Below are 22262 nucleotides of genomic sequence, written 5' to 3'. Positions count from 1 at the left end.
GTCGCGTTTCCGTCGCGGGCTTCGCCTACAGCCTGGCGCCGGCGGCTCTCAGGCTTTCCCTGACGCGGGCGGTGGCCATTTCGAGTGGATCGGTTTCGCCCAGAAGGGCGAAGCTGCCGTTGAGCGCGAAGGTGCAGTGGCCGTGGACCGTCGCGACCAGCGAACGGGCGAGGCGCGGGGCGATGGCCCCCGATTCCGGCGGGAGGGCGGCGGCGACTTCGCGGACGACGACTTCGGTGAGGACGGCCCGCTGCCGGGCATAATCCTCCGGCATGGGGATGCCCGGCGGCAGGCGGTGGTCGTAGATCGCCATCCAGATGTTCGTGTTTTCCCGGGCGAAGCTGAAATAGCCCTCCACCAGCGCGGCTATTCGGGTTTCGGGCCGGCTTTCCCGGCCGTCCTTTGGATTGCTGGCGAGGCAATGCTCCAGATAGGCGGCCCAGAGGTGGAAGGTGCGGGTGTTGATGGCGACGATCAACCGATCATAGCTGCCGAAGACATTGTAGAGCGTGCCGACCGAATAGCCGATGCGTTTGGCGACCTCACGCGAGGAGAATTTGGCGAAACCGGCCTCGGCCATGTGGCGGTGCCCTTCCGCCAGGATCAGCGCCTCCAGTTCTTCGCGGTTGTGATCGGATCGCCTGCCCATGGATGATCGATAGGGAATGAATTGAACGCTGTCTAATTATTTTATTGAACGGTGTTTAATTTTTCGGTAGCGACAGGATCGTTGATTGGGTTTCAGGGGTGCGACTCATGTTCATAGCGCTGGTTCTGCTGGTTTTCGGGGTAGTGCTGTTCGATATGCGCGGGCGGTTGAAGGCCGCCGAGCGACGATTGGCGATGCTGGAAGGCGGGATTGCGGTGGTACGCCGTCCGCGCGAAAACGGACCTGACGGCAAGGCGGGGGTGCGTGCGCCGCGACCTGCTGCGGTTGTGGAGCGGCGGGTAGAGAGTGTCGAGGCTCCTCCTCCTCCTCCTCTCTCACCGCCCATCGAGCAACCGGAAGCCCCGGTCGCAACCCCTGCCCACCCTTCCTTCAGCTTCGAGGAGCTGTTCGGCCGCCGTCTGCCGATCTGGGCGGGTGGCGCGACGCTGGCCGTAGCAGGCGTATTGCTGGTCAAATATTCGATCGATGCGGGGTTGTTGTCGCCACTGGTGCGGGTCGTGATGGGCCTGCTGTTCGGCGGAGCGCTGATCGGGGGTGCCGAGGCCGCGTTGCGGCTGGAGGAACGGGTGCGCGATGCGCGGGTGCGGCAGGCGCTGGCCGGGGCGGGCCTCGCGACGCTTTATGCCAGCATTTTGGCGGCGCATACGCTTTACGGGCTGGTCGGGCCGACGATCGCCTTTGCCGGGCTGGCGGGGGTGACGGGGCTGGCCATGGCGCTGTCCTTGCGCTTCGGGGCGCCAAGCGCGCTGCTGGGGCTGGTCGGCGGTCTGGCGGCGCCCGCCCTGGTCGAGGCGGGACAGCCCAATGTACCGTTGCTGAGTTGCTATCTGGCCCTGGCCGTGGGGGGCCTGACCGTGCTGTCGCGGACGCAGCGCTGGATGTGGCTGGGGGTAAGCGCGCTGGTCGGCGGGACCGGCTGGGGCGTGGCGATGCTGGCCGCAGGGGCGCTGGATTGGGCATCCTCGCTGTCGGTCGGGTTGTTGGTGCTGATGCTGGGCGTCGGATTGCCGCTGGTCGCCTTTACCGGGTCGCGCGCGGCGCTGTTGCGGGTCGGGGCGGCGGTCGTCGCGGCGGCGCAGATGGCCGCGCTGGTGGCGACCGGGGGCTTTGCCCTGCTGCATTGGGGGTTGTTCGGGCTGCTGTCGGTCGCGCTGGTCTGGCTGGCGCGGGAGGCAGGCTTGCGGCCCCTGACGGCGGTCGGCGCCGGCGTCGCTATATTGCTGGCGGGTGCCTGGCCTGATCCGGATATGGGGCGGTTTGTGCTGGTCATGATCGGGATCGTCGCGATTTATGGCGGGGCGGCGCTGTGGCGGGTCTGGCGTGGGGGGCTGGTCGAGGCGGGGCAGATCGCCGGGCTGGCGCTGGGCGGCTTCGTCGTGGCTCTGGGGCATTTCTGGCGATCCGGGCTGGATGGGGAATTCGCGCTGCTGGCGCTGGGGGCGGCGGCCTTGCCGGGGGTGGCGATGCTGACGGGTTGGCGATGCGAAGGGCGGCGGGCGGATGCGCGTTTTGCGACGCTGGCGAGCGCGGCGGCGCTGGGGCTGGCGATGGCCGGAGCGCTGGGGCTGGCGGACTGGATGCTGGTTCTGGTCGTCGCGGCGCTGGCGGCGGGGCTGCTGATGCTGGCCGGGTGGGCGCAGGACCGGCGGGTCGAATGGAGCGGCTGGGGCTTTGCCTTTGCGGCGGTCGTGCTTCTGGCTGCGTCGGGTGAAGTGGCCCGGCTGTGGGGCGAGGCAGCGTCGGACGCGCCCTGGCAGGGGGTTCTGCGTTGGGCGGCGGGCGCGCTGATGGCGGCGCTGTTTGCGTCGCGAGCGCAGTTTGCCGAGGGGCGGATGGTGGCGCAGGGCGTGGCGGTGCTGGCGGCTTATGGAGCGGTGGCGCAGGCGGTGCCAGGGGTCTGGGTGCCGGTGGGAGCGGCCCTGGGGCTGGCCTTGCTGGCGGAGGGCGCGCGCAAGCCGGCCGAGGGGCGGATGGTGCCGGCGCTGGGCGTGGCTTTGGCGGTGGTGGTGCTTTGGGCTGGCTGGCCCATGGGGGTCTGGTTGGGACGGGCTGTGCTATCGCTGGCGGGCGAACCGATGCTGGCACGGGATTTGCCGGGGATTGCGGAGGCCGCGCGGCGGCTGGCGGTGCCGGCGGCTGTGGTCGGCTTCGCGGTTTGGCGCGTTGGTGGCGTGGTTGGGGCGCTGGAGCGGCGGATCGGCGGGATCGTGGCGGGGGTGCTGGGCGGGATCGCGGCGCATGTCGGGTTCAAGCAGCTTTTCGGGTTGGAGAATTTGGGCGATGTGACGCGGTTTGCCTTTGCCGAGCGGACCGTTTGGGAGGGGATGCTGATTGGTCTGGGCCTTGTTGCCGGGCGGGCGGGCGTTCCCCTCGCGCTTGCGGGAAGGGCGCTGACGGGCGCGGGGTTGGGGCATCTGCTGGTTTATACCGTCGTGCTGCACGATCCGCTGTGGTTCCCGCAGATGGTCGGGAGCATGCCGGTGGCCAATCTTCTGTCCGCTGCCCTCATCCTCTCCTTCGTGGCGCTTTGGGGCCTGCAGGCCCGGACGCGGCGTGTCGCGGACGGGCTGAGGATGGGGTTGATCGCGCTGTTCGGCGTGGCCTTGCTGCGGCAGGTTTTCGTGGGGTCGTTGCTCACCGTGCCGGGCGTGAGTCAGGCGGAGGATATATTGCGGTCCCTGTTCGCGCTGGGACTGGCGATCGGCTTTCTGCTGTGGGGCATTCGCCGGGAAGCCAGGGACTGGCGGATCGCTTCGCTGGTGTTGATGCTGGTGGCGGTGGCCAAGGTGTTTCTGTTCGATGCTTCGGGCTTGACCGGACTGCTGCGGATCGCGTCCTTCCTGGCGCTGGGGTTCAGCCTGATCGGGATTGGATGGCTTTATAACCGCGTGTTGCGGGAACCGGTTAACAACTCATCGAATATTGTTGCATAATGTCTGACCGACGGGGGTAAAAATATGTCCGCACCTGATCTGTCCTTGCTGGGTAAACGCCGTTTCGCACCTTTGTTCGTGGTGCAGTTCCTGGGTGCGTTCAACGACAATCTGTTGAAGTTCGCGCTGTTGTTCCTCGCCAATTTCGGGCTGTATCGCGCGCAGCCGGACAAGGCGGAGATGCTGGCGACCATCGCCACCGGCCTTTTCATCCTGCCCTATTTCCTTTTTTCCGCGCTGGCCGGGCAACTGGCGGACGCCTGGGACAAGGCGAAGCTGGTGCGGGCGGTGAAGGCCGCGGAGGTCGCGATCATGAGCCTGGCCGTGACCGGGTTCTGGCTTCAGTCGGTGCCGGTCCTGCTGTCCTGCCTGTTCCTGATGGGGCTGCATTCGACGATCTTCGGGCCGGTCAAATTCTCGATCCTGCCGCAGCATCTGCATCCGCAAGAGATCATGGGCGGGACCGGACTGATCGAGGCGGGGACATTCCTGGCCATCCTCAGTGGCCAGCTGCTGGCCGGGGTGATCCCACCCTGGGAAGCGGGACTGGTCGCGGTCGGGCTGGCGACGCTTGGATTTCTGGTCAGCCTGGCCGTGCCATCGGCGCCGACGGTCGTGCCGGGCCTGCGGATCGAGCGCAATGTGTTCAAAAGCACCTGGCATATCCTGAAGGCCGCGCGGCATGGGCGCGGGGTGTGGCTGTCGATCCTGGGGATCAGCTGGTTCTTTGCCGTGGGCGCAGTGCTGCTGGCCGAGTTCGCGCCGCTGGTGAGCGGGGTGTTGCAGGCGCGGCAGGAGGTGGCGACCCTTTTCCTGCTGATCTTTTCGATCAGCGTCGCGCTGGGATCGATGCTGGTGAACCGGCTGCTGGGCGGGCATGTGTCGGCGCGATTCGTGCCGGCGTCCGCGCTGGCGCTGGCCGGGTGCATGATCGATCTTTGGCTGTCGACCAGCGGCTTTGCGCCGGTGCATCGGGGGGCGGGGATATCCGAATTCGTCGGTTCGCCGGGAAGCTGGCGGATCATGGCCGATCTGTTCGGCATCGCCTTTGCGGGCGGGATGTTCGTCGTGCCGCTCTATGCCATTCTCCAGACGCACAGCCCGCGCGAGGAGCGGTCGCGGACGATTGCCGCGAACAATATCGTCAATGCGGCAACGACGGTCGCGGTCGTCGGCGCGGTGACGGCGATGCTGGCGCGGGGTGAGAGCGTGCCGGGCGTCATCGGCGTGATGGGCTTTGCGACGCTGGTGGTGGCGATGATATCGTGCTGGCTGCTGCCGGAAACGGTGATCAAGGCGATCGTGCGGGGCCTGCTCAAGCTCTGTTACCGGGTGGAAGTGCACGGGGCGGAGAATATGCCCGGCGTCGGGGAACCGGCGGTCGTGGTGGTGAACCATGTGTCGTTTCTCGACGGGCTGCTGCTGGCGGCCTTCCTGCCCGGCAAACCGACCTTCGCGGTGCATACGCGCATCGCCAAGGCCTGGTGGGTGAGGCCCTTTCTGGCGCTGTTCGATGCCTTCCCGGTCGATCCCACCAATCCGCTATCGGCCAAGGCGATGGTGAAGGCGGTGCGGGGGGGACGGACTCTGGTGATCTTCCCCGAAGGGCGGATCACCGTGACCGGCGCCCTGATGAAGGTGTTCGACGGCCCCGGCATGGTCGCGGACAAGGCCGAGGCGCCGATCATACCGGTGCGGATCGACGGGGCGCAGTTCACCCCCTTTTCACGGCTGAAGGGCAAGGTACGGTTGCGGCGCTTTCCCAGGATTTCGCTGACCGTCCTGCCGCCGCGCCGTTTCGTCATAGAGGGCGAGATGACGGCGCGGGCGCGGCGGGCGATTGCCGGGCAGCGGCTGTATGACGAGATGAGCCAGATGATGTTCGCGACGTCGGACACGGATCGCACCTTGTTCGAAGCCCTGCTGGAGGCCCGGCATGTCCATGGGCGCGGCGCGCTGGTGGTCGAGGATGTGAAGCGCGAGCCGCTGAGTTACGGACGGCTGGTGACGGGCGCGCTGGTGCTGGGACGGGCGCTCGGGCGATCGACGCGGCAGGGGGAGGCGGTCGGCGTGCTGCTGCCCAACGTGTCGGGGGTGGCGGTGGCCTTCTTCGCGTTGCAGGCGGGCGGGCGCGTGCCGGCGATGCTGAACTTCACGGCGGGGCTGGCCAATCTGAAGGCGGCCTGCGCGGCGGCGGAGATCAGGATGATCGTGACCGCCCGCGCCTTTATCGAGCAGGGAAAATTGGGGGAAGTGGTCGCCGGGCTGGAGGCCGAGGGGATCGGCTTCATCTGGCTGGAGGATCTGGCTTCCGGCATCGGGACCGGCGCCAAGCTGCGCGGGCTGATCGCCAGCCGCTTTGCCGGGCGAGCGCATCGCAGGCTGGGGATCGCGCCGGACGATGCGGCCGTCATCCTCTTCACCAGCGGGTCGGAGGGGCTGCCCAAGGGGGTGGTGCTGACCCATCGCAACCTGCTGTCCAATTGCCGGCAGCTGGCGGCGCGGATCGATTTCAACTCCTCCGACGTGGTGCTGAATGCGCTGCCCGTGTTCCACAGTTTCGGGCTGACCGGCGGGACTTTGCTGCCGATCTTCCACGGCGTGCGGACGCTGCTTTATCCCAGCCCGTTGCATTACCGGATCGTGCCCGCGCTGGCCTATGACGCCAATGCGACGATCCTGTTCGGGACCGATACCTTCCTGTCGGGCTATGCGCGGATGGCGCATGGCTATGATTTTTATTCGCTGCGCTACATCTTCGCAGGGGCCGAGCGGGTGCGGGAGGAGACGCGCAAGGTCTATGCCGAGAAGTTCGGACTGCGCATCCTGGAGGGCTATGGCGCGACCGAGGCGGGGCCGGTGATCGCGGTCAACACGCCGATGCATTTCCGCGCTGGCTCCGTCGGGCGGTTGTTGCCGGGTATCGAGGCGCGGCTGGATGCAGTGCCCGGAATCAGCGAGGGCGGGCGGTTGTCGATCCGGGGGCCGAATATCATGGCAGGCTATATGAAGGCCGACGCGCCGGGGGTTTTGCAGCCGCCGGAGGGAGGCTGGCATGATAGCGGCGATATCGTGACCATCGACGAGCAGGGTTTCGTGACCATAAGAGGGCGGGCGAAGCGCTTTGCCAAGATCGGGGGGGAGATGATCTCGCTGCCGGCGGTGGAGGGCTATGCTTCGGCGGTCTGGCCGGAGGCGGAGCATGCCGTGGTGACGCGGCCCGACGCGCGCAAGGGGGAGCAGCTGGTGCTGTTCACGACCGCGCGGGAGGCGAAGGCGGCGGCGTTGCAGGCCTGGGCGAAGGCCAATGGGGTGGCGGAGCTGGCGCTGCCGCGCGAGATCAGGGTGCTGGACGCGCTGCCGCTGCTGGGAACCGGGAAGACCGATTATGCGTCGATGACGCTGATGGCGGCTGGCTAGGGGATAATCCGAGTCAGCAGATGATGCCATCTGCTTAGAGCGCAGCGCCTTGTTTCCCCTCTCTGGACAATGGCGATCATCCGCATTTAAGTATATACATTATTGAGTCACGCCGATGGAATGACGATGCGCCAGCCCTGCGACAGATTATGGACCCATGCCCGGATCGCGACCATGCGAGAGGGATCGGATGTGGTCGAGGATGGCGCCGTCGGCATGCAGGGGGGCATCATCTCCTATGTCGGACCTGCCCCGGACGCGCCCGACGCGGCCGAGATCTTCGACTGCGCGGGACGCTGGATCACGCCGGGGCTGATCGATTGCCACACGCATCTCATCCACGGCGGCAACCGCGCGGTCGAGTTCGAGATGCGGCTTTCCGGCGCGAGCTATGAGGAAATCGCGCGGGCGGGCGGCGGCATCCTTGCCACCATGCGGGCAACGCGGGAGGCAAGCGAGCAGGAACTGGTCACAACCGCCCTGCCCCGGCTCGACGCGCTGATCGCCGAGGGCGTCACCACGCTGGAGGTCAAGTCCGGCTATGGCCTGGACCTGTCCCATGAGGCGAAGATGCTGCGCGCGGCGCGGCGACTGGGCGAAGAGCGGCCCATATCGATCGCAACGACCTTTCTGGGCGCCCATGCCGTGCCCCCGGAATTTGCGGGCGATGCGGACGGCTATGTCGATCTGCTGATCGGGCAGGTGCTGCCCGCGGTCGCGCCGCTCAGCGATGCGGTGGATGGCTTTTGCGAAGGCATCGGCTTCTCGCCCGCCCAGATGGAGCGGCTGTTCGACGCCGCGGCGCGCCACGGCCTGCCGGTGAAGCTGCATGCCGAACAGCTTTCCAACCTGCATGGCGCGGCGCTGGCGGCCCGGCATCGGGCGCTCTCCGCCGATCATCTGGAGCATCTGGACGAAGCGGGCGTGGCCGCCATGGCGCGTGCCGGGACCGTCGCCACCCTGCTGCCCGGCGCCTTCTACTTCATGCGCGACACCAAGGTCCCGCCCATCTCGGCGCTGCGTCGGGCGGGGGTGCCCATGGCGATCGCGACCGATTGCAATCCGGGGACTTCGCCGCTGACATCCCTGCTGCTGGCGATGAACATGGGCGCGACGCTGTTCGGCCTGACCGTCGCGGAATGCCTGGCGGGGGTGACGCGCCACGCGGCACGCGCCCTGGGGCTTCACGGCCGCATCGGCACGCTGGAGATCGGCAAGAGCTGCGACCTTGCCATCTGGAACATCGAGCGGCCCGCCGAGCTTGTTTATCGCATGGGGCTGAACCCGCTTCATGCCCGTATCTGGAGAGGACGATGATGCTCATTCCGGGCGAGGTTTCGCTAAGCCAGTGGCAGGCGATCCATGACGGTTCGGCGCTGCGTCTGGACCCGGCCTGCGCGCCTCGCATCGTCGCGGGCGCGGCGGCGGTCGAGCGCATATTGGCGCGGCATGAACCGGTCTATGGCATCAACACCGGCTTCGGAAAACTCGCCAGCGTCAAGATCGGCGACGCTGATCTGGCGACGCTCCAGCGCAATATCGTGCTGAGCCACGCGGCCGGCACCGGCGCCCCCTCTCCCGTGCCGATCGTGCGGCTGATGATGGCGCTGAAGCTTGCCAGCCTGGCCCAGGGCGCGTCAGGCATCCGCCCCCAGACCGTCACCCTGCTGGAGGCGATGCTGGAGCGCGGCCTGACCCCGGTGGTGCCCGCGCAGGGATCGGTCGGGGCGAGCGGCGACCTCGCCCCCCTCGCCCATATGACCGCCGCGATGATCGGCGTGGGCGAAATCCGGGTCGAGGGCGAGTGCCTGCCCGCCGCGCAGGCGCTGGCGCGGGCGGGACTGGCGCCGGTGGAACTGGGTCCGAAAGAGGGGCTGGCGCTGCTCAACGGCACGCAATTTTCGACGGCGAATGCGCTGGCCGGGCTGTTCGGCGCGGACCGGCTGTTCCGCACCGCGCTAGTGACCGGCGCCCTCTCGACCGAGGCGGCCAAGGGGACCGATGCGCCCTTCGACCCGCGCATTCACCGGTTGCGCCGCCATGCCGGGCAGATCGCGGTGGGCGAGGCGCTGGCCGCGTTGATGGCGGGATCGGCCATTCGCGCGTCGCACCGGGCGGACGATCCGCGCGTGCAGGACCCTTATTGCCTGCGCTGCCAGCCGCAGGTGATGGGCGCGGCGCTGGACGTGATGCGCGCCGCCGCCGCGATGCTGGAGACGGAGGCCAATGGGGTTTCCGACAATCCGCTGATCTTCGCGGACACGGATGAGGCGCTGTCAGGCGGCAATTTCCATGCCGAGCCGGTCGCCTTCGCCGCCGACATGATCGCCATGGCGGTCTGCGAGATCGGCTCGATCGCCGAGCGGCGCATCGCGATGCTGGTCGATCCGGCGCTGTCGGGCCTGCCCGCCTTCCTGACGCCCCGGCCGGGGTTGAATTCGGGCTTCATGATCCCGCAGGTGACGGCGGCGGCGCTGGTTTCGGAGAACAAGCAGCGCGCCTTCCCGGCCAGCGTCGATTCCATCCCGACCTCCGCCAATCAGGAGGATCATGTGTCGATGGCGGCGCATGGCGCGCGGCGGCTGGCGGAGATGGTCGAAAACGCCGAAGCCGTCATCGGCATAGAATATCTGGCGGCGGCGCAGGGGTGCGATTTCCACGCGCCGCTCACCTCCTCCGACGCGCTGGAGGCGGTGCGGGCAAGGCTGCGCGCCGAGGTGCCGCATCTGGAGGACGACCGGCATTTCCACACCGATATGGAGGTCGCCAATCGCCTTGTCCGATCCGGCGCGGTGATCGAGGCGGCAGGGCTGGCCCTACCGGGCGTGGCGGCATGATCCGGCCCTGTGGTTCCGTTTCACATTTTGCCATATGATGATGGAATGATTTCACCATAAGCCGGGATCGGCGCGAAATTGAAACCCTTTTCCGGGCTTGCCATGCGATAAGGCTGCCCATGGCACATGTGGACCCTGCACTTCCCGACGGCGCGGCGGCGGACTGGACGGTTCCGCAGCATTGGGCAGCCTATACCCGCGAAGAACATGCGATGTGGGACCGGCTGTTCGAGCGGCAGGCGGCCATGCTGCCGGGGCGGGTCGTGCCCGAATTTCTCGACGGGCTCGACATATTGCGGATGACCAGGCCCGGCATTCCCGACTTCGCGGAATTGTCGGAACGACTGATGCGGCGCACCGGCTGGCAAGTGGTGGCCGTGCCGGGACTGGTGCCCGATCGCGTCTTTTTCGAACATCTCGCCAATCGGCGCTTCGTCGCGGGGCGTTTCATCCGCAAGCCCGAGCAGATCGACTATCTACAGGAACCCGACGTCTTTCACGATGTCTTCGGCCATGTGCCGCTGCTCACCCATCCGGCCTTTGCGGACTATATGCAGGCCTATGGCGAAGGCGGCCTGCGCGCCGACCATATGGGAGCGATCGACCATCTGGCGCGGCTCTACTGGTATACGGTGGAATTCGGGCTGATGCGGCGCGATGGCGGGATGCAGCTTTATGGGGCGGGCATCGTCTCTTCCTATGGCGAGTCCATATTCGCGCTGGACGATGCGTCGCCCAACCGGATCGGCTTCGATCTGAAGCGCCTGATGCGGACGGAATATCGCATCGACGACTATCAGCAGAGCTATTTCGTCATCGACAGTTTCGAGGATCTTCTGGCCAGGACTTCGCACGTGGACTTCGCGCCAATCTATCGCGCACTGGAAGGGGAGAGCGATCTGGCGCCCGATGCGGTGCTGCCGGAGGACCGGGTCCATCATCGCGGCACGCAGGATTATGCCAAGGCGAAGATGGCATGCTGATGTCACCGCCCTTTTCGCGGGTGTCATACCCGGTTCATCATGATCGAGAGGATCGCCTTCATGCCTGATATCGTCAATCCGCTTGGCCTTAACGGTTTCGAATTCGTCGAATTCACCTCCCCCGATCCCGAAGCCATGGGACGGCAGTTCGAACAATTGGGTTTCGTGGCCAGCCACCGGCACCCGACCAAGAACATCACCCGCTACAGGCAGGGCCGCATCAACCTGATGCTCAACCGCGACGATGCCGGGCGGGTGGCGGCCTTTCGCGGCGAGCATGGCCCATCGGCAAGCGCCATGGCCTTTCGCGTGGCCGATCCGGACGCGGCGATGCAATGGGCGCTGGAACATGGCGCCAAGCCCACCGAAGAGGATGATACCGTTATCCAGGGGATTGGCGGCTCCTATCTCTATTTCATCAGGGATGGCGAAGACCTCTACGCCGACTGGGCGGAATTCCCCGGCTGGCGGGAAGCCGCGGCGAAGAATAATGTCGGCCTGGATTTGCTCGATCATCTGACCCACAATGTCCGGCGCGGTCAGATGCGGGTCTGGAGCCGGTTCTACCGCACGCTCTTCGGATTCGAGGAGCAGAAATATTTCGATATCAAAGGCCAGGCGACCGGCCTGTTCAGTCAGGCGATGATCGCGCCGGACAGGGCCATCCGCATCCCCCTGAATGAAAGTCAGGACGACAAGAGCCAGATCGAGGAGTTCATCCGCCAATATCATGGCGAGGGGATTCAGCATCTCGCGCTCACCACCGACAATATCTACGAGACGGTGGAAAAGCTGCAGGCGCGTGGCGTGAAGTTGCAGGACACGATCGAAACCTATTATGAACTGGTCGACAAACGCGTGCCCGGTCATGGCGAAGATCTGGAACGGCTTAAGAAGAACCGCATCCTGATCGACGGCAATGTCGGGGAAGAGGGCATATTGCTCCAGATCTTCACCGAGAACATGTTCGGGCCGATCTTCTTCGAAATCATCCAGCGCAAGGGCAATGAAGGCTTTGGCAATGGCAATTTCCAGGCCCTGTTCGAGAGCATTGAACTGGACCAGATCAGGCGCGGCGTGATTTCGGTTGATGCCTGAGATTCGGTTTGGAAATGCGCTTGTTGGCGCATGACCGCACCGGCCTTGCCGATGGCATTAATTCCCCAATATGCCCGGCAGGCGCAGGCCCTTTTCGCGGGCGCAGTCGAGCGCGATGTCATAGCCCGCATCGGCATGGCGCATGACGCCGGTGGCCGGATCGTTCCATAGCACGCGCGCGATGCGCCTCGCGGCGTCTTGCGAACCGTCGCAGCAGATCACGACGCCCGCATGCTGCGAAAAACCCATGCCCACGCCGCCACCATGGTGCAGCGACACCCAGGTCGCGCCCGATGCGGTGTTCAGCAGCGCATTCAGCAGCGGCCAGTCCGACACGGCATCCGAACCGTCCCGCATCGCTTCGGTTTCGCGGTTGGGCGAAGCCACCGAGCCAGAGTCCAGATGGTCGCGGCCGATGACGATCGGCGCCTTCAGTTCGCCATTGCCTACCATCTCGTTGAAAGCAAGGCCCAGGCGATGACGATCGCCCAGACCCACCCAGCAGATGCGCGCCGGCAGCCCCTGATAGGCGATGCGCTCCTTCGCCATGTCCAGCCAGCGGTGCAGTTCCCTGTTGTCGGGGAGCAGTTCCTTCACTTTGGCGTCGGTCTTCGCGATATCCTCCGGATCGCCCGACAGCGCCACCCAGCGGAACGGGCCGATGCCCCGGCAGAAGAGCGGACGGATATAGGCGGGGACGAAGCCGGGAAAGGCAAAGGCATTTTCCAGCCCCTCGTCCTTCGCCATCTGGCGGATGTTATTGCCATAGTCGAAAGTGGGGATACCCCGGTCCTGGAACGCGATCATCGCCTCGACATGTTCGCGCATGGACGCGCGGGCGGCCTTTTCGACGGCCTTGGGATCGGTCACGCGCCTTTCCTTCCACTGGGCCATGGTCCAGCCTTTGGGCAGATAGCCGTTGATCGGGTCATGCGCCGAAGTCTGGTCGGTCACCATGTCGGGACGGATGCCGCGGCGAACCATTTCAGGCAGGATTTCCGCGCAATTGCCCAGCAGAGCCACCGACTTCGCCTCGCCGGCGGCGGTCCAGCCGTCGATCAGTTCCATCGCCTCGTCCAGCGTTTCCGCCCTGACGTCGACATAGCCGGTGCGCAGGCGGAAATCTATCGAATCCGGGTTGCACTCGACGGCAAGGCAGCAGGCGCCGGCCATGACGGCCGCCAGAGGCTGCGCGCCGCCCATGCCGCCCAGCCCGCCGGTCAGGACCCATTTGCCCCTCAGGTCGCCGTCATAATGCTGGCGGCCCGCCTCGACGAAGGTTTCATAGGTGCCCTGGACGATGCCCTGCGAACCGATATAGATCCACGAACCGGCGGTCATCTGGCCGTACATCGCCAGCCCCTTCCGATCCAGTTCGTTGAAATGCTCCCAGTTCGCCCAGTGCGGAACAAGGTTCGAGTTGGCGATCAGGACCCGCGGCGCATCCCTATGCGTCTTGAAGACGCCGACGGGCTTGCCCGACTGGACGAGCAGGGTTTCATCCTCTTCCAGGGTTTTCAGCGTGGCGACGATCCTGTCGAAATCCGCCCATGTGCGCGCGGCGCGGCCGATGCCGCCATAAACGACCAGTTCATGCGGATTTTCCGCGACGTCCGGATCAAGGTTGTTCATCAGCATGCGAAGCGGCGCTTCGGTCATCCAGCTCCTTGCGCTCAGTTCGCTGCCGCGCGCTGCGCGGATGTCCCGGACATCATGACGAGGATTCGAGGTCATTTTCATCTTTCCTGTCGCAGGGTGTTTCGTGATCCTTGCAAACTCCCGGCCGTCTCCGCCAGACGGGCCAATATAGGCTTGAGATGCGCGCGCAGCCGGTCTGCCTTGACCGGCGCATAGGCGAATGGCGGGCATTCGGTTTGCAGATAGGCCGATTGCGCCAGTTCCATCTGGATGGCGTGAACCCCGTCCCGCGGCCGGCCATAATGGCGGGTCGTCCACCCGCCCCTGAACCGGCCGTTCAACACCGCCTCATACCCCTCCGCCGCCATGGCAACGTCAAGGACCGCCTGCTCGACGGCGGGATCGCAGGTCCTGCCCATGTCGGTTCCGATGTTGAAATCGGGCAGCTTCCCCTCGAACAGGAAGGGAATATGCGACCGGATGGAGTGGCAGTCATAGAGGATCGCCACCCCGTGGATCGCCTTCACGCGCGCGATCTCCGCCGCAAGGGCGGCATGATAGGGCGCATGGAAGGCGTTGCGGCGTTCTTCCACCTCCATTCCGTCAGGCGCCTCGCCCTCTTGCCAGATCGGTTTTCCGTCGAAATCCGTCAGCGGGATGAGGGATGTCATATTCTGGCCGGGGTAGAGACTATGCCCTTCAGGATCGCGATTGGCGTCGATCACGCAACGGTGGAAGGTCGCCCATATCGTCGTGGCACCATCCAGCAGGCCGTCATAAAGGGTATGAACGTGCCAATCCGTATCGGCGAGAATCCTGCCGTTGCCGTTCAGACGTTCCCATATGTCGGCCGGAACATCGGTTCCGGCATGGGGAAAGCTCAATATGACCGGAGAGTTGCCTTGCCTGACTTCGAAAACAGCCATTTCCGGCCTCCCTGGAAGTGGCGCATTTGAACCGGCTTGAACCCGATCCGGGGCATCTGGCCAGCGCCCTCTCCTTCTCTTCGCTTGACTTAAACATGTATATACATAAAAAGGATTTGGCAAGATCAAATTCAGATGGCCCACGGGCGAACCGCGGATATGGAGGCGATGGTGGCGGCTATGTTTGCAAACTCCGCTTTTCTGGAAGCGGGTTGGGAGGACGGGGTTCGCATCACCGTGGAAAATGGATCGATCCGGGCCATGGAGGCAGGCGTCTCGCCAGAACCGGGCGACGAAAAACATGACATCATCGTGCCCGGCATGGGCAATCTGCACAGTCATGCTTTTCAGCGGGCCATGTCGGGTCTGGCCGAAGTGCGCGGTCCGTCCAACGACAGCTTCTGGAGCTGGCGGACCATCATGTACAGATTCGCTCTGGCCTTTCGGCCGGAGCAGCTGGAAGCGGTGGCATCGCAACTTTATCTCGAAATGCTCGAAGCGGGGTTCACGCGCGCCGGCGAGTTCCATTATCTGCATCACGACAGCGACGGACGGCCCTATTCCAATATCGCGGAACTTTCGGAACGGATCGCGGCTGCATCGGCCGCGTCCGGGATTTCGCTGACCCTGATCCCCGTCTTCTATGCCCATTCCGGCTTTGGCGGCGCGAGTCCGGGCGAAGGACAAAGGCGGTATGTCAACAGCGTCGACAGCTATGCGCGGCTGATGGCCGCATGCCGGAAGATCATGCGCGCCTTGCCCGGTGGGCAGCTTGGCCTGGCGCCGCACAGTCTGAGAGCGGCAACGCCCGAAGAACTGACCGATATCCTGTCGCTGGAAGCCGACGGACCGGTTCACATCCATATTGCGGAGCAGATGAAGGAGGTCGAGGATTGCGTCGCGGCGCTTGGCGCCCGCCCTGTCGAATGGCTGCTCGCCCATGCGCCGGTCGACAGCCGCTGGACGCTGGTTCACGCCACCCATATGACGGATGCGGAAACGGCGGCGATTGCGCGCCGGGGCGCCATCGCCGGACTATGTCCCATGACGGAGGCGAATCTGGGCGACGGTATTTTCCCGGCGCCCGCCTTTCTGAAGGCGGGCGGCAGGTTCGGCATCGGATCGGATTCGAACGTTTCGATCTCGCTGGCGCAGGAACTGCGCATGCTCGAATATTCTCAAAGACTGGCCCTGCACTCCCGCAACGTCATTGCCCGCCCCGGCCAATCAACCGGCGAAAGGCTGTTTGCCGAAGCCTTGGCGGGAGGGGCGCGGTCCCTCCGGGGCAGCGGCCATCTTCGGGTCGGGCAGGACGCGGATTTCGTCTCGCTGGATCGCAGCGCGGTGGCGTTCCAGTCCACCGGCGCCTTGTTCGATCAATGGATCTTCGGCGACGGCATCGCCGTCGACTGCGTCTGGGTGCGCGGCGTCAAGCGCGTGTCACGGGGACGGCACGTCGACCGCGATCGCATCGCCCCGCGGTTCCGCGCCGCGATGCAGGAACTGCTGCGGAATTTTCCGTGACAATCCGGACCCCGGCTGCAACAGGAAGCTCCGGGCTGCCAGGGGATTTGCGAATGACATCGGAGACATTGGCGGGCGCCCCGCTGCACCAACAGATTCTCGGCGATCTGGAAAGGCGGATCGTCTCGGGCGAATGGCCTCCGGGCCACAGGCTGCCCTTCGAAGTCGATCTGGCGGCGTCATTCGGCGTTTCCCGGATGACGATGAACAAGGTTCTGACGCGTCTGGCGGAAGCGGGGCTGATCGAGCGGAAGAAAAGGTCCGGCAGCTTCGTCGCGCGACCCAGGGTCCAGTCCGCGGTTCTGGAAATTCATGGCATAGAGTCGGAGGTTCGCTCCCTCAATCAGGAATATGGTTTCCGGCTTTTATCAAGACGGGTCCGGACGCCGACGCGGGCGGACAGGAGCGCTTTCGATCTGACCGGAATAGGCCGGATATTGGAGGTTAGCTGCGTTCACTTCGCAGGCGATGCTCCGTTCTGCACGGAAGAAAGGCTGATCAACCTCGACGTCGTTCCGCAGGCTGCCGAGGCGGATTTCTCTCAAACCGCTCCGGGCCAGTGGTTGCAGCAGCAAGTTCCCTGGAACACGGCCGAGCACAAGATCTACGCCATCGCCGCGGATGCCGGCAAAGCCGCCCGGTTGGACCTGGCGAGAGGCGCACCATGTCTGGTCGTTCAACGACGGACCTGGAGCGACCAGGGCGCCGTGACCTTTGTCAACCTCACCTATCCGGCGGAAAAGCACGCCATCGTCGCCACCTTCACGCCGGCGGCCTCGAACAGCCTGTCGCGCGCGCCAACTCCCTGAGCGGCAATACACAACTGTCGACAGATTTCTATTACACCGGATCGCCAATGCGAAATATTTCCGGCAGACTTCCCCGTATTTGTGGGCATATGCTAGATGATCGACAGGAAAGCGAGATGCTCGGGAGAATATAATGTCGACACTTTTGGCAAATGCCAGGCTTTCAGCCCTGCCGGGTCCGTTCGGCGTCCGGGTCGATGGACTGGACATGCGGAACGCAAGCGCCGCGGATTATGCAGGCCTTTTCGATCTCCTTCATCAACATCATATCCTGGTGCTGGGCGGCCAGAAACTGGATAGCCAGGAATATATTTCCTTCGCCCGGCATTGGGGACAAATAGTTCCCTATTTTCAGGAACGCTGGACATTGCCGCAATGGCCGGAGATTCTTCTCATAACCAACGAAGCCATTCCGGGCAGGGCGTTGCCTCCGGCGGAAAACTGGCATTCGGATGGCACTTATCTTGAAAATCCGCATTCGGTTACGATGCTATACGGACAGGAAGCGCCGGAGGAAGGCGGCGAAACCTGGTACGCCGATATTGCAATGGCCTATGATGCGCTGTCGGATGAGATGAAGGCGCGAATAGACGGGATGCAGGTCCTGCATGTCAAGAATGGCGGGCTGCACATGGCCCTGCCGGAAGAGCATGAGCAGGCGCTGACCCTGGAAAGCCAGACGACGCCGGAAGAAAGGGCAAAGCTGAAGCCGGTCAGACATCCGCTCGTGCTTCGCCATCCCGTCACGGGCAGGAAAGCGCTCTATCTTTCCACGACAACGGCCTATGGCATCGAAGGGATGGATGAGGAGGAAGCGGTGAAGCTGCTCCTCGAACTCAAGCGCCATGTGCTCCAATCCTCGTTCCGTAACGGCCACAAGACCCTTCCGGGCGAGATTCTGCTGTGGGACAATTTCTCGGTCCTGCACAAGGCGGCCCCAACCCCTCTCAGCAACGAAGACGGCAAGCGCAGGCTGCTGCATCGCATCACCATCGACGGCCTTCCCGCGAGCCGCGCGGCCTGAGTCCGGCAGCCCGGCCATGAAGAGGATGTAGAGCAGATGCCGAATTTTGACGCTGTAATCCGCAACGGCACTGTCGCCGATGGCAGCGGCGGCGAACTGCGGGATGCCGATATCGGCATTGTGGACGGCAGGATCGCGGCCATGGGCAGGATCGAGGGTCGCGGCGCGGAGGAAATCGATGCTCGCGGCATGTTGGTGACGCCGGGCTTCGTCGACGTCCACACCCATCTGGACGGCCAGGCGGCATGGGATGACCGGATGGCGCCGGTCAGCTGGCACGGCGTGACGACGGCCGTGATGGGCAATTGCGGCGTCGGATTCGCGCCGGCCCGTCCGTCGGAACGGGAACGGCTCATCGACCTGATGGAAGGGGTGGAGGACATTCCCGGCGTCTGCCTTGCGGAGGGACTCGACTGGAACTGGGAAAGCTTCGGCGAATATATGGATGTGCTCGATCGGCGTCCGAGGGACATCGATATCTGCGCGCTCCTGCCCCACGCGCCATTGCGCGTTTTCGTCATGGGGGAGCGGGCGCTTAATCACGAGCCGTCGACCGAGGACGACAATGCCGGGATGCGCCGCCTCACGATCGAGGCGATGAAGGCGGGCGCCCTGGGTTTTTCAACGTCCCGCACAGCCGGGCACAAGACCCTGGCCGGAAAGATCACGCCCACGCTCAAGGCAAGCGAACGCGAACTCGCGGCGATCGCGTCGGGCATGACCGAAGCGGGGCATGGCGTGCTGGAGGTGATATCGGATTGGGATGATCCCGAAGCGGAATTCGCCATGCTGCGCCGCGTTGCACAGGCTTCCGGAAGGCGAGCGCTGGTATCCGTGACGGAGCGCTATCATCAGCCCGAGGTCTGGAAGCAGGTGATGGCCATGGCCCGTGCCGCCAGCATGGACGGCATCCCCATGCACAGCGTGGTCGCGCCCCGGCCCATCGGCGTCCTTTTCGGCCTGGAGGGCACGCAAAACCCCTTTTCCGGCACGAAAACCTATCGCGAGATCATGCATCTCCCGCTGGACGCGCGGGTGAAGGCGATGCGCGATCCGGATATTCGCCGGCGCATCGTGTCCGAAGACCCGCTTGAATTCTCGACCTTCGCCCTGTTGCCCCGCCTTGCCCCGGACAAGATCTTCCGCTTCGGCAGCCCGCCCGACTACGCCCCCCGGCCGGAGCATTCCGTCGCGGCCATGGCCGCGCAGACCGGGCGCAGCACGGCGGACATCACCTATGACCTGCTGCTGGAGGAGGAGGGCAAGGCCCTGCTGTTCGCGCCGATCGTCAACTATATGCACTATACGCTCGACACCTGCCGGGCCATGCTGAGCGACGACAATGCCCTGTTCGGGCTGGGCGATGGCGGGGCGCATGTCGGCTTCATCACCGATTCCAGCTTCCCCAGCTATCTGCTCGCCCACTGGGCGCGGGATGCGGGCGCATTTCCCCTGACCGACGTGGTGCGCAGGCTGTCGGCCCGCAATGCCCATGCGATAGGCCTTCACGACCGGGGCGTGCTGGCGCCGGGGATGAAGGCGGACATCAACGTCATCGATCTGGATCGCCTGACGCTGGCCAAGCCCTATCTGGTGCACGACCTGCCCGCTGGCGGAACGCGCCTGCTGCAACGGGCGGAAGGCTGGAAGGCCACGTTCGTTTCGGGCCAGTGCACCTACAGGGATGGCGTGGAACAGGCCGCTCTTCCCGGCCGCCTTGTCCGTGGCCCCCAGTCGGCTGCGGCCTGATCTTCACGCCTGCACGGCTACTGGAGCGTTTCCACATCCTGTGGAAACGCTCTTTTTTTGACGTTTCCGCTCGTTAGAGCTGTTTCCGATCCGATTGCATCGGCTCGGCCGCTCTAAGTTTTGGTTTACCGCGTTTTCCGAGCCAGCAGGTGATTCCACCTGCTTGGAAAACGCTCTAAAGGCTCGCCTTTTCCAGCCCGGCGATCACGTCCATCGTCGTGCGCACCCGCGACAGTCTGGGCGCTATGACCTGAATCGTGTAGTCATGCTCGGCCACCGTCATCGCGGACACGGCGTCACTCACCAATATCTGGTCATATCCGCGCTCATGCGCCTGACGCATGGTCGTATCGACCCCGATATTCGTGACCAGCCCCGTCACGATCAGCGTATGAATGGCCCTGCGACGCAGATGCGTATCCAGGCTGGTCCCGTAAAAGGCGCCCCAATTATATTTGTCCACGACGATATCGCCCTTTGCGGCGAGTTCCGACGGGATTTCCTTATCCTGCGCCGACAGGGAAAAGCCGGAAAAGGGCGCATCGGTCGTGGGGCGCAGCGGCGGAACGCCCGCGCCGTCATGACCGACGCGCACCAGGGCGACCAATATGCCCGCCTTCCGGCATGCGTCGGCCAGCCTCAACGAATTTTCATATATGACGGAGGTCGGGAACGGCTCCGTCTTTATGCCGAGCGTGAAATTCTGCACGTCCACGATCAGCAGCGCCGTGCCCTTGGCGTCGATTTCCAGATGGGATTGCGGCATAGCGTCTCTCCTCCAAATGTCCGGATCGCTCTCAATAATCGAGCGTCGGATAGCCGCCGCCGTTGACGAACATCAGATCGCCGTTGACGCCGGAAGAATAGTCCGAACAGAGGAACAGAAAGGCCCTGGCCACTTCTTCCATCGCGATATAGCGGCCGATCGCCGTCTGGTCCGCCAGCCGCGCCGCCGCATCATCGGGCGGGCTCTGCTCCCGCTGGAGCGCGGGCTGGAACGGCCTTTCCGCGCCCGCCTTCTGGGTGCGGACGATGCCGGGGGAAATGACGTTGACGCGCACGCCGCGGGGCGCCGCCTCCAGCGCGAGCGTCTTCGTCATATGAACGATGCCGCCCTTCCCCGCCGCCTGAAGCGCGAAGCCATAAATGGGGTGGAAGGCGGCGTCCGCCGACATGTTGACGATGGCGCCGCTTTTCTGCGGATACATGATGCGCAGCGCCTCCTGACAGCAGAAGAACGTGCCGCGCAGGTTGACGTTCATCACCTGCTCCCACAACTCCACGGTGACGTCCAGCGTCTCCCCGCGCCAGGAAAAGCCGCCGATATGGGCAGAGGCGTCCAGACGACCGCACTCGGCCGACACCCGTGCGAAAGCGGCGCGGATTTGGTCCACATTGCCCAGATCGACATGAAGCGGGATCGCCCTGGCGCCCATTTTGGTCAGTTCATGGGCGGTAGCCTCATTATTCTCATCATGCACGTCGAGGCAGATGACACAGGCCGCGCCTTCCGCCGCCGCCAGCAGCGCGGTTTCGCGGCCTATGCCGCTGGCGGTGCCTGTGACCAGGATTGTCTTGTCGGTCATCATCATGGGCTGCATCCTCTGGCAAGATTGGGACAAATGGGTTCGTTAAAGCCGCTGACGTCCAGTCAACGGATAGGCCGCGAAATAGACCGCCTGAAGATCGGCCTGTTGCGACAGCAATAGATCGTCGGCGCCATGCCGACAGATTTGTTCGATATGCTGGCCGACGGATTCCGGCGTCAGCAGGGGATCGGCCAAGCCTTCGCTGCGCGCGAACGACAGGTGGGATATCAGGCCTCCGCCGGCCGTGAACAGCTCGCCATTATTCGCACTATCCGGACTGACGAGATAGGCGGACAGCGCCGCAACCTGCTCGGGCCGGAAATGGATTTCCATCCAGCGCCGGAAATCCGGATCGGGATGCTGCAACAGCAGCGGCGTGTAAGCGCTGGGCATCACGGCATTCACCTGTATCCCCAGCGGCGCGCCGCAAATGGCCGCTTCCTTGGTCAGGCCGATCAGCCCTGCCTTGGACGGCGCATAGGCCCCGCTCATGCCTGATCCCAGCGCCGCGCTGGACGCGGTATTGAGGATGCGGCCATAGCCCTGGTCGGTCATGGTCGGCCAGACGGCCCGCATCAGCCGATAGGGTCCCAGCAGGTTGACCGTGATGACCTTTTCAATATCCTCGTCGCTGTCCGCCCCGAACGGAGCCGGTCGGGAAATTCCCGCATTGTTGATGAGGATGTCGATCCGGCCGAAGGCGGACAGGGCGGCGTTTGCGATGTCCCGGGCCGATTCCACCGATCCCACCGCCCGTTCCACCGGGATGGCCACCCCTCCGGCTTGGGTGATTTCGCTGGCGACCTGCCCTGCCGCATCGCCATCCATGTCATTGATCACAAGCTGGGCGCCGCGCTCCGCAAGCAGCGAGGCGGTGGCCCTGCCAACGCCCCGACCGGCTCCGGTGATTATTGCGACCTGTCCATCCAGGCGGACGCGGTTCCCACTCATTCCCAGCTCCAGGCCTGTCTCAGATTTTTCCAACCAGCTCCGGCACGATCTTGAAGAGATCGCCGACCAGACCGATGTCCGCGACCTGGAAGATCGGGGCATCCTCATCCT

16 protein-coding genes are annotated in these 22262 nt (G+C 64.6%); 10 read left to right on the top strand and 6 right to left on the bottom strand.

Annotated elements, in window-relative coordinates; genetic code table 11:
• Positions 1–25 precede the first annotated feature (25 nt).
• Positions 26–649, bottom strand: coding sequence for a TetR/AcrR family transcriptional regulator (locus tag RUH75_RS07530; protein ID WP_313803850.1), 624 nt, complete (start codon positions 647–649; stop codon positions 26–28).
• Between the two features lie 107 nt (positions 650–756).
• Here RUH75_RS07530 and RUH75_RS07525 point away from each other — a divergent pair, with 107 nt between their 5' ends.
• The 6 genes from RUH75_RS07525 (at position 757) to hppD (ending at position 11941) form a co-directional block, all read left to right on the top strand.
• On the top strand, positions 757–3603 hold the full coding sequence (locus tag RUH75_RS07525) for a DUF2339 domain-containing protein (protein WP_313803847.1): 2847 nt from the start codon (positions 757–759) through the stop codon (positions 3601–3603).
• A 24-nt stretch (positions 3604–3627) separates the two neighbouring features.
• Positions 3628–7023 carry an acyl-[ACP]--phospholipid O-acyltransferase gene (locus RUH75_RS07520; RefSeq protein ID WP_313803844.1) on the top strand — a complete coding sequence of 1132 codons (3396 nt, stop codon included), beginning with the start codon at positions 3628–3630 and terminating at the stop codon, positions 7021–7023.
• Positions 7024–7149: 126 nt separating this feature from the next.
• On the top strand, positions 7150–8340 hold the full coding sequence (gene hutI / locus RUH75_RS07515; protein ID WP_313803983.1) for an imidazolonepropionase: 1191 nt from the start codon (positions 7150–7152) through the stop codon (positions 8338–8340).
• Positions 8337–9860 (top strand): histidine ammonia-lyase, encoded by a 1524-nt coding sequence (hutH, locus tag RUH75_RS07510; protein WP_313803842.1) that lies wholly within the window; start codon positions 8337–8339, stop codon positions 9858–9860. Before hutI ends, hutH begins: the two co-directional genes overlap by 4 nt.
• A gap of 119 nt (positions 9861–9979) precedes the next feature.
• A complete protein-coding gene (gene phhA / locus RUH75_RS07505; protein ID WP_313803839.1) occupies positions 9980–10843 on the top strand; it encodes a phenylalanine 4-monooxygenase in 864 nt (287 codons plus the stop codon).
• A 60-nt stretch (positions 10844–10903) separates the two neighbouring features.
• Entirely contained in the window at positions 10904–11941 is a 1038-nt protein-coding gene (hppD, locus tag RUH75_RS07500) for a 4-hydroxyphenylpyruvate dioxygenase (RefSeq protein WP_313803836.1), read from the top strand.
• Positions 11942–11998: 57 nt separating this feature from the next.
• On the opposite strand, the gene hutU is transcribed toward hppD, so the two are convergent.
• Positions 11999–13675: a urocanate hydratase gene (gene hutU, locus RUH75_RS07495; RefSeq protein ID WP_313803833.1), complete on the bottom strand. Its 1677-nt coding sequence runs from the start codon at positions 13673–13675 to the stop codon at positions 11999–12001.
• A gap of 2 nt (positions 13676–13677) precedes the next feature.
• Entirely contained in the window at positions 13678–14505 is an 828-nt protein-coding gene (gene hutG / locus RUH75_RS07490) for an N-formylglutamate deformylase (protein WP_313803830.1), read from the bottom strand.
• A 168-nt stretch (positions 14506–14673) separates the two neighbouring features.
• Here hutG and RUH75_RS07485 point away from each other — a divergent pair, with 168 nt between their 5' ends.
• The 4 genes from RUH75_RS07485 (at position 14674) to RUH75_RS07470 (ending at position 19611) form a co-directional block, all read left to right on the top strand.
• Positions 14674–16029, top strand: coding sequence for a formimidoylglutamate deiminase (locus RUH75_RS07485; RefSeq protein WP_313803980.1), 1356 nt, complete (start codon positions 14674–14676; stop codon positions 16027–16029).
• A gap of 53 nt (positions 16030–16082) precedes the next feature.
• A complete protein-coding gene (hutC, locus tag RUH75_RS07480) occupies positions 16083–16838 on the top strand; it encodes a histidine utilization repressor (RefSeq protein WP_313803827.1) in 756 nt (251 codons plus the stop codon).
• Between the two features lie 133 nt (positions 16839–16971).
• Positions 16972–17862 (top strand): TauD/TfdA family dioxygenase, encoded by an 891-nt coding sequence (locus RUH75_RS07475; RefSeq protein ID WP_313803824.1) that lies wholly within the window; start codon positions 16972–16974, stop codon positions 17860–17862.
• 36 nt (positions 17863–17898) lie between these two features.
• On the top strand, positions 17899–19611 hold the full coding sequence (locus RUH75_RS07470) for an amidohydrolase family protein (RefSeq protein ID WP_313803820.1): 1713 nt from the start codon (positions 17899–17901) through the stop codon (positions 19609–19611).
• Positions 19612–19786: 175 nt separating this feature from the next.
• On the opposite strand, the gene RUH75_RS07465 is transcribed toward RUH75_RS07470, so the two are convergent.
• From RUH75_RS07465 to RUH75_RS07455, 3 genes are read right to left on the bottom strand one after another with little or no spacing between them, the layout of a single operon-like run.
• Positions 19787–20377 carry an isochorismatase family protein gene (locus tag RUH75_RS07465; RefSeq protein ID WP_313803817.1) on the bottom strand — a complete coding sequence of 197 codons (591 nt, stop codon included), beginning with the start codon at positions 20375–20377 and terminating at the stop codon, positions 19787–19789.
• A gap of 31 nt (positions 20378–20408) precedes the next feature.
• Positions 20409–21197 (bottom strand): SDR family oxidoreductase, encoded by a 789-nt coding sequence (locus tag RUH75_RS07460; RefSeq protein ID WP_313803814.1) that lies wholly within the window; start codon positions 21195–21197, stop codon positions 20409–20411.
• Between the two features lie 45 nt (positions 21198–21242).
• Positions 21243–22151, bottom strand: coding sequence for an SDR family NAD(P)-dependent oxidoreductase (locus RUH75_RS07455; protein WP_313803811.1), 909 nt, complete (start codon positions 22149–22151; stop codon positions 21243–21245).
• Positions 22152–22262: the final 111 nt, after the last annotated feature.

Origin of the sequence: Sphingobium sp. (assembly GCF_032153725.1) — a bacterium.
GTDB lineage: Bacteria > Pseudomonadota > Alphaproteobacteria > Sphingomonadales > Sphingomonadaceae > Sphingobium.
This window is presented reverse-complemented; position numbering and strand designations above follow the sequence as displayed.

Bases quoted from the DNA above. Each gene is read 5' to 3' on its own strand.
- RUH75_RS07455 (WP_313803811.1), bottom strand. From the start codon at position 22,151: ATGAGTGGGAACCGCGTCCGCCTGGATGGACAGGTCGCAATAATCACC.
- phhA (WP_313803839.1), top strand. From the start codon at position 9,980: ATGGCACATGTGGACCCTGCACTTCCCGACGGCGCGGCGGCGGACTGG.
- RUH75_RS07525 (WP_313803847.1), top strand. From the start codon at position 757: ATGTTCATAGCGCTGGTTCTGCTGGTTTTCGGGGTAGTGCTGTTCGAT.
- RUH75_RS07470 (WP_313803820.1), top strand. From the start codon at position 17,899: ATGCCGAATTTTGACGCTGTAATCCGCAACGGCACTGTCGCCGATGGC.
- RUH75_RS07465 (WP_313803817.1), bottom strand. From the start codon at position 20,377: ATGCCGCAATCCCATCTGGAAATCGACGCCAAGGGCACGGCGCTGCTG.
- hutC (WP_313803827.1), top strand. From the start codon at position 16,083: ATGACATCGGAGACATTGGCGGGCGCCCCGCTGCACCAACAGATTCTC.
- hutI (WP_313803983.1), top strand. From the start codon at position 7,150: ATGCGCCAGCCCTGCGACAGATTATGGACCCATGCCCGGATCGCGACC.
- RUH75_RS07485 (WP_313803980.1), top strand. From the start codon at position 14,674: ATGGTGGCGGCTATGTTTGCAAACTCCGCTTTTCTGGAAGCGGGTTGG.
- RUH75_RS07475 (WP_313803824.1), top strand. From the start codon at position 16,972: ATGTCGACACTTTTGGCAAATGCCAGGCTTTCAGCCCTGCCGGGTCCG.
- hutU (WP_313803833.1), bottom strand. From the start codon at position 13,675: ATGACCTCGAATCCTCGTCATGATGTCCGGGACATCCGCGCAGCGCGC.
- hutG (WP_313803830.1), bottom strand. From the start codon at position 14,505: ATGGCTGTTTTCGAAGTCAGGCAAGGCAACTCTCCGGTCATATTGAGC.
- RUH75_RS07520 (WP_313803844.1), top strand. From the start codon at position 3,628: ATGTCCGCACCTGATCTGTCCTTGCTGGGTAAACGCCGTTTCGCACCT.
- RUH75_RS07460 (WP_313803814.1), bottom strand. From the start codon at position 21,197: ATGACCGACAAGACAATCCTGGTCACAGGCACCGCCAGCGGCATAGGC.
- hppD (WP_313803836.1), top strand. From the start codon at position 10,904: ATGCCTGATATCGTCAATCCGCTTGGCCTTAACGGTTTCGAATTCGTC.
- hutH (WP_313803842.1), top strand. From the start codon at position 8,337: ATGATGCTCATTCCGGGCGAGGTTTCGCTAAGCCAGTGGCAGGCGATC.
- RUH75_RS07530 (WP_313803850.1), bottom strand. From the start codon at position 649: ATGGGCAGGCGATCCGATCACAACCGCGAAGAACTGGAGGCGCTGATC.